At 67.1% G+C, this 12276-nt stretch carries 11 protein-coding genes and 3 pseudogenes; 8 read left to right on the top strand and 6 right to left on the bottom strand.

Annotated features, from left to right (window positions below):
- The first annotated feature begins 225 nt into the window (after positions 1-225).
- The 6 genes and pseudogenes from ABD371_RS21445 to ABD371_RS21420 all read left to right on the top strand — a co-directional run bounded on the left by ABD371_RS21445 (position 226) and on the right by ABD371_RS21420 (position 5122).
- Positions 226-660 (top strand): hypothetical protein, encoded by a 435-nt coding sequence (locus ABD371_RS21445; protein ID WP_344479218.1) that lies wholly within the window; start codon positions 226-228, stop codon positions 658-660.
- Positions 650-1279 (top strand): hypothetical protein, encoded by a 630-nt coding sequence (locus ABD371_RS21440; protein ID WP_344479216.1) that lies wholly within the window; start codon positions 650-652, stop codon positions 1277-1279. Before ABD371_RS21445 ends, ABD371_RS21440 begins: the two co-directional genes overlap by 11 nt.
- Before the next feature lie 92 nt (positions 1280-1371).
- The gene (locus tag ABD371_RS21435; RefSeq protein WP_344479215.1) at positions 1372-1728 is read left to right on the top strand and encodes a hypothetical protein; all 357 of its coding nucleotides are present in this window, start codon (positions 1372-1374) and stop codon (positions 1726-1728) included.
- Positions 1729-1857: 129 nt separating this feature from the next.
- On the top strand, positions 1858-3297 hold the full coding sequence (locus ABD371_RS21430; protein WP_344479213.1) for a restriction endonuclease: 1440 nt from the start codon (positions 1858-1860) through the stop codon (positions 3295-3297).
- A 298-nt stretch (positions 3298-3595) separates the two neighbouring features.
- A pseudogene (locus ABD371_RS21425) lies at positions 3596-4097 on the top strand (site-specific integrase); the annotation flags it as partial.
- 197 nt (positions 4098-4294) lie between these two features.
- Positions 4295-5122 (top strand): hypothetical protein, encoded by an 828-nt coding sequence (locus ABD371_RS21420; RefSeq protein ID WP_344479212.1) that lies wholly within the window; start codon positions 4295-4297, stop codon positions 5120-5122.
- Positions 5123-5162: 40 nt separating this feature from the next.
- Here ABD371_RS21420 and ABD371_RS21415 read toward each other — a convergent pair whose 3' ends face one another.
- The 3 genes and pseudogenes from ABD371_RS21415 to ABD371_RS21405 all read right to left on the bottom strand — a co-directional run.
- Positions 5163-5306, bottom strand: a complete 144-nt coding sequence (locus ABD371_RS21415; RefSeq protein WP_344479210.1) for a hypothetical protein — start codon at positions 5304-5306, stop codon at positions 5163-5165.
- A 278-nt stretch (positions 5307-5584) separates the two neighbouring features.
- Positions 5585-5734 (bottom strand): hypothetical protein, encoded by a 150-nt coding sequence (locus ABD371_RS21410; RefSeq protein WP_344479209.1) that lies wholly within the window; start codon positions 5732-5734, stop codon positions 5585-5587.
- A 57-nt stretch (positions 5735-5791) separates the two neighbouring features.
- Positions 5792-5950: pseudogene (locus tag ABD371_RS21405) on the bottom strand (DUF255 domain-containing protein); the annotation flags it as partial.
- A gap of 195 nt (positions 5951-6145) precedes the next feature.
- On the opposite strand from ABD371_RS21405, the pseudogene ABD371_RS21400 reads away from it, so the two are divergent.
- Positions 6146-6597, top strand: a pseudogene (locus ABD371_RS21400) (Uma2 family endonuclease); the annotation flags it as partial.
- A 122-nt stretch (positions 6598-6719) separates the two neighbouring features.
- Here ABD371_RS21400 and ABD371_RS21395 read toward each other — a convergent pair.
- Genes ABD371_RS21395 through ABD371_RS21385 form a run of 3 tightly spaced genes read right to left on the bottom strand, consistent with a single transcriptional unit; the run spans position 6720 to position 10673 of the window.
- Entirely contained in the window at positions 6720-8393 is a 1674-nt protein-coding gene (locus ABD371_RS21395; protein WP_344479207.1) for a DUF262 domain-containing protein, read from the bottom strand.
- A 2-nt stretch (positions 8394-8395) separates the two neighbouring features.
- Positions 8396-9424, bottom strand: coding sequence for a hypothetical protein (locus ABD371_RS21390; protein ID WP_344479206.1), 1029 nt, complete (start codon positions 9422-9424; stop codon positions 8396-8398).
- A complete protein-coding gene (locus ABD371_RS21385; protein WP_344479204.1) occupies positions 9411-10673 on the bottom strand; it encodes an AAA family ATPase in 1263 nt (420 codons plus the stop codon). Before ABD371_RS21385 ends, ABD371_RS21390 begins: the two co-directional genes overlap by 14 nt.
- Before the next feature lie 433 nt (positions 10674-11106).
- Here ABD371_RS21385 and ABD371_RS21380 point away from each other — a divergent pair, with 433 nt between their 5' ends.
- A complete protein-coding gene (locus ABD371_RS21380) occupies positions 11107-12276 on the top strand; it encodes a serine hydrolase domain-containing protein (protein ID WP_344479202.1) in 1170 nt (389 codons plus the stop codon).

Genomic DNA, 12276 nt, shown 5'->3' with positions numbered 1-12276 from the left:
GGCACGCCCCCCGGGTGTCCGGCCGAGGAGGGAACCCCGCCCCCCCACCACCCCAACCACCACCAACCCGCACCCAACCAACCCGCCCCCACCCCCTCCGAGAGAGGACCCGCCGGAGGCAAGAAGGAAGGTACGGCCGACTTCTGCGACCGCAGTTTGAGGTGTCCGCGGAGTCGTGCTTACGGTGCGGGCGATGAGCACGTATTCGGTTGGGATGGAGAACGGGTGAGCACTTCGACGGCATCGGTGAGCGCGGCGGAACTGCGGCGGCGGGTTCGCGCGATCGAGGAGATCCAGTCGCGGACACGGGAGTTGGCGGCGGCCAGCGCCCTGGCCACGCGGGAGGCCGCGGTGGCGGCGGCGAAGGCGAAGGAGGACGCCGAGGTCTCAGCACGGGAAGCTGCTGCGGCGGTCCTCCGGCTGTTCAACAACGACGCCGAGTTGGTCGCGCAGCTGCTCGGTGTCACGGCGGAGGAGCTGGAGCGCGAGGCGAAGCCTGTTACCGCCGCCCGCGCGAAGGAGGTGATCGAGGAACTGCGTGCCCGCGCCGAGCGCCCCCGCCCGGTCCGCCGCGCCAGGAAGGTCGGCGCCGCTGCCACTGCACCGTCTGCTTCTGCCCCGACCGCCCCGCCGGACGGCGGCCTGGCCGATGCCGGCTGAGAACGGCTCCGGGTCCGGGCTCTTCCCGCTTGCTGCGGTGAAGGGGTCCGGGCCCGCTCCCGTTGACGAGCAGCTCTCGCTGCTCGGCGAGCCGACGCCCGTACGGATAGCTGCGGTTGAGTGGGCGGCGTGGTTGGCCGACGAGTCGGTCCGTGCCCGGTACTGGGCGAAGGTGCACCGGAATCCGCTCACCGGGTGCTGGTTCTTCACCGGCGGGATCTCCAGCACCGGGCACGCAACCTTCCGGGCGACCTCGCGGCCCGGCCGGACGCGACGGGGGACGGTGCCGGGACACCTGTACGGGTACCAGCTCGCGCACGGCGTCATCCCGCGGCTGGGGTGGGGCACCGACCTGACCGTCTGCCACACCTGCGACTCCCACTCCTGTCAGCAGCCGGCGCACCTGCGGCTGGGCACGGCGGCGGAGAACCGGGCCGAGTGGGTGGCCCGGCGGCGCGACCCGGGTAGTCCCCTCTCGGACCTCCGCGGTCCCGCTGGGCGCTCTCGCGCGATCGGCGCCGCCATCCGCGCCGGCCTGGCCCGGGACGAGACCGAAAATGAGATCGCGGCACGGGTGCGGGCCACGATCGCGGAAGGTCGCCCGCTGAGCCTCTGGTGACGACCGGGCCCGTCTCGCGCACCGGCCGGGCGATGTCACAGCCGTGCGTTACGGTCGGGGAAGCAGTTTTGAACCTGTCAGAGGAGTCCCCCGTGGCCGCCACTCACCCCGACCACAGCGACCTGCCTGCGCTGTACAGCGCCGAGGTCTCGGTCTTCGGCGAACGGTGGGCCATGTACGTCATCGGCCCGGACCTCGTCGCCGTCGCTGGCCCTGACGACCTCGGCCCGGCGGACACCCTCGTTGAGGCGCACCCCGACGACCCCGGCCGATACCTGATCGCCATCGACGGCGAGGTGCCCGTGCTCCCCCGGGAGAACGCGGTGCGGCAACTGGAGAAGCACGGCTTCGTGGTCGCGGGCGAGGCGCACGACGACAGCAGGACCGATCACGGATGGACTCAGGCCGCGTCTGCCCTGTGGACGGCGCCGTGCCGGCCCGCCCTCTGAGTCGCCGCTGGGGCGCGGATCGAGTTTTGGAGGGCCGCTGCCCAGCGCTGGGACAGCAGCATTCGACAGTCGTCAGCCGGTGTGGCTACGGCCTTCCGTGATCCGCGTTCGATCCGAAAGGATGACGCGGTGGACTTGAACCTCACTCTGCGCCTTCGTGACCTCCTGGCCACCTACAAAGGTCTGCGCGACGACCCTGGTCTGACTCCCCAGAAGCGGGGGCAGGCGTTCAACACGCTGATCGCCGACGTCCTCAAGGCGTGGGGCCACGATGCCCGGCCCAGCGTGATCGGGGTAGGCGGCAGGGACGAGACGGACGTCTTCTTCACGATCGGCCACCACTACATCCTTGAAGCGAAGTGGGAAGCCGCCCCCCTCAGCGCGGACCCTCTGACCAAGCTCTCCGAGCGGCTCTCCACCCGCCCTCCGGGCACCCGTGCCATCGTCCTGTCCGCCACCGGGTTCAACTCGAACGCGCTGGAGTGGATCAACCGCCACAACGAGCTGCTCCTGATGGACAGCTCCCACATCGAGGCAGCCCTGTGCGGGCTGCTCGACCCGGAGGAACTGCTGCACCGGCTGTACGGCGAGACCGCCGCTTCCGGCAACCGGCTGGTCCCCCTGGCCGACATCGTCGTCCCCCGGCACGCCGAACCGGACGTTCCCGTGCTGACGCGGGCAGCCGAGACCCCGCCGCCCTGGCCGATCGTCAAGACCAGCGCCGAAGGTGTCGACGCCAGCGTGGAGTTCACCGGAGTCTGGCAGTCCGATCAGCACCCGAGCGGAATCAGTACCGCTCCCGCTAACCGGCTCCTGATCACGACCAACGCCGGCGTCGTTGAACTCCACACCACGACCAGCAAGACCAACTGGGCCCTGGCTCTGCCCGGCGCCGAAGACCGGGCCGTCCGCGGCATCGACGGCTCGGTGACCGTGCTGTGCCGCGGCGCGCTCGTACGCTGGCACCCCAAGACCCGCAACCTTCAGCTCGTGGCCGGCGGCTTCGGCGGCTACGCGACCCTGGAAGCCGGGCGGGACGGCACCCTGTGGGTCTACAACCAGGTCGGGGGATTGTTCGGCGGATCGGTGACCATCAGCCGTATCGGCGAACGGCCCGGCGACGAAACCCGCCACGACGTCCCTTTCCCCAACGGCATGCGGGCCGTCCACCTCGCCGACGAGCAGCACTTCCTCAGCGGCACCGGGCACAGCACCTCTGTCAACGTCAGCAAAAACCCGTCCGCCGACAAGGAGGACTGGATCACCTCCGCCCTCCCCGACCCTCGCGCGGCCACCGGCCCGGACGAACACACCATCTTCGCGGCCAGCACCCGCAGCTCCCTCGACGGAAGCCTCCAACGCCTCGACCTCCGGAACGCGCCGGCCTGGACAGAACTCCTGACCTTCACCGCCAACCGGGCCACCGACCTCACAGTGAAGCGCACCAGCGCCGCTCGGGCAGAGGGCTGGCTGCTGGCCGACGCCTCCGGCAACACCCAGAAGCCCACCCCGGTTCTGATCAAGCTCACACTTCCGGCCCAAGCCCAAGCTGACCGAGCAGCCAGCTGATGTGCGACATCCCGCGGGTTGCTCTGAGCTTCTCTGCGTCTTCAACCTCGTGGCCGGGGGGGGGTTCGTCCTCTCTCCGGCGGTTGTTCGCAGGCTGACGCAACTTCGGGATCCCTGAAGCGTTCTCACCGTGTCCGATCGGTTCGCGATCTGGCTGAAGGTGAGGGGGCTCGGGCTGGCGCTGGCTGTCGTACGGGACCTGCGTGATGTCCGGCCGCTGGCCACGGCGGAGGAGCTGGAGCAGTTCGAGACCGACGTGCTGGCGAGGTTCGTGCTGGCGCGGGCCTCGGCGGGGCCGGAGGGGCTGGACCTCGCCGGGCGCCGGGCCCAGGTGAAGGCGAAGGGCGCCGCCGCCCGCCTCCGGGGCGGCCGGGTGCGCGAGGATTTCGTCCTGGAGACCGTCTACTGGGACGCCGGCACCGCGCGGCTCCTGCCCCGCCTGATCAAAGGCCGCACCCGCGGGCCGGTGTTCGTCACCCACCGCCGCCCCGGCCCGGGGGAAGGTCGTGAGTCCCCGGGATGTGTGCCCGGACACCGGCCTCGCCCGCCTCTCCTACGGCCAGGCCCGCGCGCTGCTGGACGAGCACACCGCCGTCGGCGGCCAGCCCGGAACGGGCTGGGACCTGCACGAATACCGTCAGTCGGGCCTCACACACCTCGGCGAGCGGGGTGCCTCCCTGCTGATGCTGATGGCCAAGTCCCACCACCGGGAGGCGGACAACGTGCGCCGCTACTTCTAGCCGTCTCCCGAGGCGATCGTCGAGCTGACCAGCCTCCTCGCACCCGGCGATGCCCGCCGCTGCCCCTGTGTCAGCGGTATGCCCTGCGGTGGGCCGTACCGGGCGCGCGGACGCCCGCGGTACGCCGCCGTAGGACCGCACGCGCCCCAGGCCCCCGCGCCACGGTTTGGTAATCGATCGATCACCTACGGTAACTTTCTCACGGAGCGGCCGGTACTGGCCACTCTGTGAGAATTCGATGGGAGATGGAGCGAACCATGCCTGCCGTGACCGTGAGGTTCTACAAGCCCCGCCGCGAGGACCTGAGCCGCGACGACCACGACCGGTGGAGGGAGCAGGGCGCGTTGTTCGAGGGCACCGTGGACCCCGACGGCCCCGAGGGCTACGTCTTCTCCGGGACCCTCTCGGCCACCTGCCAGATCACCGACGACCAGATCACGAACACGGTGGCCCTCGGGCACGGCGGAGCCTCCGCCGACTTCTCCTACGAGAAGCGGGAGATCAAGGGAACCGACGAGAACACCTATGAGATCTCCGGCCGCGGAAAGCGCGCGCTGAACGAGGACGTGGACTTCCGGCTGGGCATCAACCTCCACAACGACGGGAGCTACGAGTACGGCGACAAGGTCACCGCCCCCGCCGGCGGCCCGCGCCAGCTCATCGAGGCCCGCTACGACGAGGGCAGCGTCCACGTCACCTTCCGCGGGCACGCTTGGGCGGACGGCCCCGAGGGCTACGCCATCGAGGGCAGGCTGATCGCCAAGAACGACAAGGTCAGCACCACCCAGGAGTACGCCACGCTGGGGTACGGCTCCGAGAGCGGGAGCTGGCACTACGAGACCATCGCCTTCGACCGCAAGGACGGCAAAGACATCCTGGTCCGGGGCAGCCGCAACAGCGACGAGGGAGTCGCCATCATCCTGGGGACCACCTCCGGCACCCTGAACACCTACAGCTACGGCGACAAGGTCATCTGCGCCCCGCTTCGCCCCAAGTTCGAACCCGGGGAGCCCCCGGCCCCGGCCTGGGACCGCCCGCCAGCGGGCCACCTGTACGTGCCGGTCAGGCCGCCGACCTCCCGGTGATCTAGGCGGCCCACGTCACCGGGTACAGGGAGCCCGCCGGTCACTCGCCGTCGGTGGCGTGCTGGTCACGCAGGGGCCGCGGGCCGCCCGTCAGCTCCGGAAGCTGGAACTCCGTACGGGACGGCGCACCGTGAAACGCCGCATAGCCAGCGGCCTGCTCATCCGTCAAAAACTCGACCAGCACCCCGGACCTCCAGACAGTTGATCAACAACGACTGCCGAAGGGTCCGCTGCTACAGAAGCCTAGGTCAAAGCCTCCCCAGGCACCGCCAGGGCTTAGCGCCGGTTTCGTTCGGATGTTCCCCAACCCCCTGATCAAGCTCAGCACCGGCTCGCCCTGCTCCGCCACCAGCGGTGACGGCTGGACAACGTCAATCTGCTGCCATGTGGTGCCGTGCGAGAGGACAGGCCCGTCGCCTCGCACGGCGCTGCCGCGTAAGCCACAGTTCGCGGCTCCGGCCGCTACTCCTCAGCGACGACAGCGGGCGCGCTGTCTTCCAAACGCTGGCGGATGAGGTCGTACTTCTCGGGCCCCCACTCGGGTGAGGAGGCCAGTTCGGCGTCCACCCAAGCCTCTATGTTCTTGCCCAGTTCCTCATCGTACGTATCCACGCGACTACCCCCTGACAACACCCCAGGTCAGGACTACCTGGTTGTGTTAAGTCATTGGCACCAGTGGCAGCTGGAGTAGCCGACGCTCAGCAGCACGGGCACGTCCCGCCTCCGCGCCTCCTCGAACGCCTCGGGCCCCCAGGGCCACCAGTCGACGGGATTGTCGGCGTGCTGGAGGAGATAGGGGGAGGTCTCGTTCACGAGGCGGTTCGGCATGGCCCCATCCTCGCGCACGGGGGCGGAGGGGCGCTCCCGCGGCACGGCATGGCCGTGCCTGGGCAGCCCGGGCGACATCGGATGCCTTCCGGCGTTCCTCCGATTCGGGCACCACCGAGTCGCAGGCCATCAGGCTGAGCCCAACAGCGCTGGAACTGTTGAGGTGCCTCGAAGGAGGCACACCGCGGCCCCGAGATGGTGGCGCCCGCGTGGATGCACACCCAGATCAGCGCGGAGCAGCACGACTCCTGGTCCGAGGAACAGTGTGCCGGCATCGAGATCGTGGACGGGACGGCCGTCGTGAGCACGAGAGCCTCCAAACAGCACAACCGGCCGCCCCGGATCCTGGCCAATGCCCTGGACACCGCCGCAGGCCCGGACTGGAACGCCGACACGCACTTCGACATCCGCCTTCAGGACGTTTTGCTCACGAATCACCGTCCGGACGTCGTCGTCTACCGGGCGGAGACCACCGACCGGATCGTGAAGGTGGACCAGTACACCAAGGCAGGCATCCTCTTCTACCCGCGGATCGAACAGGCCGCCACCGGCGTCCCCACCATCCACACCTACGGGCCTCGACCCCGCCACCAAGGCCCTAAAGGGGCGGCGAGATGTTCACCGGCGCAGTGAAGGCCACCGAACCTTCTCCATCACGGTTGGTCTTGGGGACACGTAAGAAGCGGAGACTGTACTGCTGGTCGACGAGTCCAGGGCAAGAAAGCAACAATGCGCCTTCGAGTCTGCGCAAGCCTGGACTCGCCACCCGTCACTCGGTGTCGATGTCAGCCTCCCCTACCTCCTTTTCGGCTGACTCGATGCCCAGGCTCTCGATGAACTTGCTCTCCCGCGCAGCCAATTCCTGCTGGCGTGCAACGATGAAGTCGGTGTAGTTGTCGACCTTGAGGGGCTCGATGGACGCGAGACTGACTCCGTGTGAGTCCAGGATGTCAGTCCTCCCCTCCTCCGCAAGCCTGATGAGCGCCTGCCGGATCGACACACCTGGCGGCGTCGTCATGACGATCCGGTTGGCGGGACTGGACGCTCCCGGAACCCCGCTCTGGGTGATGATGTGTCGATAGGTCTCGCTGTGTGCCGTCGCCAGCAGCTCCAGCACGTTGGCGGTGCTGCCATCGAGGTTCTTCCGTTCCGGAAACGTCTGTAGATCCCAGAGGAGGTAGGCACGTACTCGTGCGCTGCGGAGGTCGAAACGGTCGGGAAAGGCGCGGGCCCTCTCGCCCGAGTAGCTGAGCGCGCCCGTTTTCCGGGCGAAGGCTTTCATCTGCCGGATGAAGTTCCGAACCTGGGTAGTGGTGGCCCCGGCGAAGGTACCCGCCAGTGACGTGGTCCAGAACCAGTTCTGGAGTTTGGCTCGCTGCTCCGCTTCCGCCTTGTCGGAGAAGTGGAAGAAGACAGCGAGCAACAGGATCTGGATGTTGTAGGGAACCAGGCGGGCCAGCGGAACCCGGACCTCGTCCCGCAGGAACTCGACCACTTCCTGCAGGATCCGATCCGTGTCCTCCACTGCGGTCATGAGCTGGTCCTGGACCTTGCGGGCCATCGTCTCCCAGGAGGTGTCTCGCTGCACGTCCTCCTCGCCGGACAGCGCAAGGACGGTCTGGAAGATCGTCATAATCGGGATCTCGCCAAAGCCCGAAGCGGCGACCCGCCCCCTGATCTCCTCCATCTTGTCGCTGAGCGTCTCCGACCCGATGGTTCCGTAGGTCAGAGCAGAGACCATCTGGTCGGGACGCATCTTCTGGCCGCTGCTGTTGATCCTGGAGAAGACCTCAATAGCCTGCTTGAGAGTGCCCCCTTCCATGCGCACCACAGAGACCTTGTAATTCTTCACCCGCTTCGCGATGCGCTCGCTCTCCTTGGTGAGGCGGTCGGCCTCCTCCCGGGAACCAGAGACATCGGGCAGTTTCCGTGCGTATTCGAGGAAGTCCAGGGTCCCCAGCACGGACCTCATGGGCAGGAAATTGCCGGGTGCCGGCTCGCTACTCTTCCAGTGACGGTAGCGCACGCCGTCATGATCCGGCCGGACTAGCGGCCGGTACACCCACCACATCCAGTCCTCCTGCCGCGTGGACTGCGGTGCATCGTCCGAGCGGTGGAGGACCCCGAAGAGCGTCGAGAGCCTCTGGTGGCCGTCCAGCACATAGGCAACCTTCGCCCCCTCCGGCGCCGACGGGATGCTGCGCCCGCCAATGGTGTCAAGGCTTTCGAGTGGCATGGTGGTCTCCCAGATGAGCAGACTTCCCATCGGGTAACCGCGCTCCATGCTGTCGAAAAGCTGCAGCATCTGCTCGGGACGCCACAGGAACGGGCGCTGAAATTTCGGCACCCGCAATTCACCCTGCGAAATCCGCTCCAGCACCTGCTCCAGGAAGTGGACCTCCGGTACCACGGAGATGTCCTTGACCACCTCGACGTCTCCCACGCTCAGATCACACTCCGAATCTTTTCGAACATCGATTTCAACTCCTGCTTCGCGCCGAGACCCAGGCCGTCCAGGTCTCGCTCCGATATGCCGCCGCGCATTACTTCTTGCAGGAACAGGTCCGGCAGGTCCGTTCCAAATCCCTCTTGGAGGGTGATGAGATCCCGCTCCGCCACTCCGCCATACAGATCACCATGGCGCGATGGAACAGAGTAGGCTGTCCCAGCCTGTCGGGCATGTCGCCCCTTCTGGCCAGCACCCTTCTGAGGCTTCCCCTTGAATCCATGCTTCATGTCGAAGTGGGCCCGCTGCTCGGGCAATAAGGCCTTGAGGGACTCAAGACGCTTGGCCATGGAAGGCATTCCGACAACTTTCTTGGGCTGCCGAGCCAGAACTCGATTGGGAATATAGTTCTCCATTTCCCGGAAACTGACAACGTGCGAACTCACCCCTTCGCGGGCTGCGGAATCGGCCTTCTCATGATTGCCGGTCCGGTCTGCGGGATGGAAACTGTCGCTGTCGATGACAAGGACCACACGCTTGATCCTGGAGAACTTCGCAGCCTGGTCGACGGCGTGCCAGATCGCACCGTCCTTACCCCCTCCGTTGTACACGCCGAGCCGACTGCCCTCCTTGGCGTCGATGACGTCCTCGCAGCCCAGCAGGCGCGCGAGCGCCTCAATCATCTGCCAATCGTAGACAGCGTTCTCCACGACCAGCACAGCTGGCCGCTCCAAATCCCGAATGTCGCCCGTCAGCGTCTCGCCCGCCATCCTGATCACTCCTGCGGCCCCACTGCGTGGTGCCCAGGCCTGCGCCATGCTCGCCTTCTGTGCCAGCAGCAGGTAGATCTGCGCCAGGGTCGGGACGTGACGCTGCAAGAACGCCTGGAAAGCGTCCACATCATGCGGGGAGATCACCCACTCGTGCCGCGCTTCCCTGAAGAACGCGATCAGCTTCAGGATGAGCTCCGCGTTCTCATCACCCTGGCGGTCCTTCAGCAGGTCGACCGGAATCTCAACGCGCATCATCGATCCGATTCGCTTGCGCGTCCGCGAGGGCGCGTACCTCCTCGAAATCCTCCGCGAAGACTCCCCTCGGCCAGTAGTCGAGGTTGCCGAGGGCATCAACTTCGATCTTTCGCAGGGTAGCGGACCCCTCGGCCTGCTCAACGAAGTAGATCTTCATGTCTTCCGACCTCAGCTTCCGCTCCGCAACCCGCCGCCGCAGTCTCAGGAGGAAGTTCTCGCTGTGCGTCTCCACAAGGAAACGCACCTTCGAGTCCTGCACAGCCTCGACATAGAGATCAGCAATCGCGGCGTGCGCCGAAGGATGGAGGTGGAGTTCTGGCTCCTCCACGATTTCGATCACAGGTTTCGCGGGCGGCTGCACCCGGTCCACCGCCCGCTGGATAACTATCGGCAGGAACTGGACCACACCGGTACCCACGTCATCGATGTGGACGACGAGATCGGTGTCGCGCAGGGAACGCAGTTTGGGAATGTACATCCCCGAGCCGACATCGGTGACTTCGAGACGCCACCCGGGCAGTATTCCCATCAGCAGGTCATTGACCTCACGGCCGATTCGACCGCGCCCGTACATCTCATCCGCAGCGAGCATGCCCAGCGCCTTCTCCCCTCGGGAGCCGACGCTACCCAAAGCTCTGGCCGGGGATCGGAAGAAGCGCTCCGGACTCTTCCTGAAAGGACCCAAGTATCGGATCTCGTCAAGCTCTTCTCGAATCATCCCAGTAACTCCGCGGACACCACCGACGGAGTCCGCCCAGTCAGCCGGATCGGGCAGCAGCCCACGAAATCCGACCTTTCGCTGTTGGCCGTCGACAAGATAAGCGCGCTTCTCCGGAGAATAGGCGTCGACACTGGGGACCCAGGAGAGATTGACGACCTCCCCACCGCAGGAAATCTCCAACACTGAAACCAAATGCATTCCCTGATTGGAAATGTTCTGGACCTCGGCGGTGGCGCTGATGACATTTCCACCCTCGTTGGCGAACGATGCCCCTATTTGAATTCGTCCATGAGGCGAAGAGCCGTGAATCAGGTCGGCGAACGAAGGAGTGAAGCCCTGAATCAGATCCAAGTCCAGAGGGTACGGAGAATCACCGCGGATACCGGCAGAAAGGAGCGGGAGCGCTCGCACAACCGCGCTCTTGCCCGAATTATTCCGGCCCAGCACCACTGTGATCTTCCCGAGCTCCACCTCCTGCCTCTCCCTGAAACAGCGATAGTTCTCCAGCGAGAACCGTTCCAACGACACCTGGGCTCCCGTTCGGTCAAACCATGTCTGGTGAGGTCGTGGCGACCTCAGTGAACACCACTCCACCGGCGCACCGGCGAAGCTCCGGCAATGCTCTCAGACGCTGGAAGCTCAGTCCCCGGGTTCGTCCTTCCCGTTCCGGAGCCTCTGGTTCTCCGAGTGATCCTGCGGTGAAGATGTGGCGCCGGCGTGGCGAAATAGTGCAGTGTCGCTGATCGCTGTCGGTAGGACCGCGAGGGGGCGAGAACTCATCGACCCGTCGAAGCGACCTGGGTCACAGAGCACGGAGCGGAGGGGGAGCGGGCTACACCCTCGGTGGCGGGGCCGGCTCCCGTGGGGGGTGTAGTCGGTGCCGTGGTGGGGGCGGGGTTGGGGTTCCTAGGGTCGAGGGGTGCCGGGCGGAGGTTCCGCCGGGGGGTGATGGAGGGAAGTCATGAGGAACGGCGGCGTGTGGAACGCGAGGTCCCGCAGGGGTGTGGTGAAGGCCGGTGGGGTGGTGCTGGCGGCGGCCGCGCTGGTGGGGACTGTGGGGTCTCCGGCTTCGGCGGCGCAGAAGGGGATCGACCCGGCCGAGCGGCGGGCCGGGCTGCGGGCGGTGGTGGAGGGCGGGGAGGCGAGCTGGAGTCTGGGGCGGATCGTCGAGGACGGGCGTACGTCGTGGAAGGGCTCGGCGGGGGTGGCGGATCGTCGCGGTGGGGCTCCGGCGGACCCGGACGGGCGGTTCCGGATCGGGAGCATCACCAAGACGTTCACCGCCACGGTGGTGCTCCAGCTGGTCGGCGAGGGCCGGATCGGGCTGGAGGACCCGGTGGAGACGCATCTGCCGGGTGTGGTCCCGGACGGTGAGCGCATCACCGTACGCCAGCTGCTCAACCACACCAGTGGGCTGTTCAACTACACCGACGCCCCGGAGCACAACATGCCGGTGGAGGAGTGGGTGCGGGCCGGCCGCTGGCAGTCGTACTCCGCCGCCGGCATCGTGGCCGACGCGGTCGGGCGTGCCCCCTACTTCCCGCCGGGGAAGGGGTGGAAATACTCCAACACCAACTATCTGCTGGCCGGGATGCTGATCGAGCGGGTGACCGGCAGGAGCTGGAACAAGGAGGTCGAGCGGCGTATCGCCCGCCCGCTGAAGCTGCGCGACACCACCATGCCCGGCACCTCCGTACGCATCGGGGGCACGCACGCACGGAACTACACGAAGCTCGCGGGCGGTCCGGTGGACACCACGCTCCTCAACCCGTCCGAGGCCGGCGCGGGCGGGGCCGGTGTCTCCACCACCGCCGACCTCGCCCGCTTCCACTCGGCCCTGTTCAAGGGCGAGTTGCTGCGCCCGGCCGAGCTGAGGGAGATGAAGCGGACCGTCAAGACGGACCAGGGCGTCCGCTACGGCCTGGGCGTCCAGCGCCTCGACAATCTGAACAGCCTGGGCTGCGGTGAGGTCTGGGGCCATGCCGGCGGCATCCACGGCAGCGTCGCCTTCTTCTTCGGCGACGCGCGCGGCGAGCGCCAGGCCGTCACCTCGGCGAGCCTCTACGGAAAGCCCGACCTCGGAGCGCTGGTCGGCCGGATGAACAAGGCGGTCGCCTGCTCCGCTTCCTAG

This window comes from Streptomyces amakusaensis, from assembly GCF_039532665.1.
Lineage (GTDB): Bacteria > Actinomycetota > Actinomycetes > Streptomycetales > Streptomycetaceae > Streptomyces > Streptomyces amakusaensis.
The sequence above is the reverse complement of the archived record's forward strand: the minus strand, read 5'-3'. Positions and strand labels throughout refer to the sequence as shown.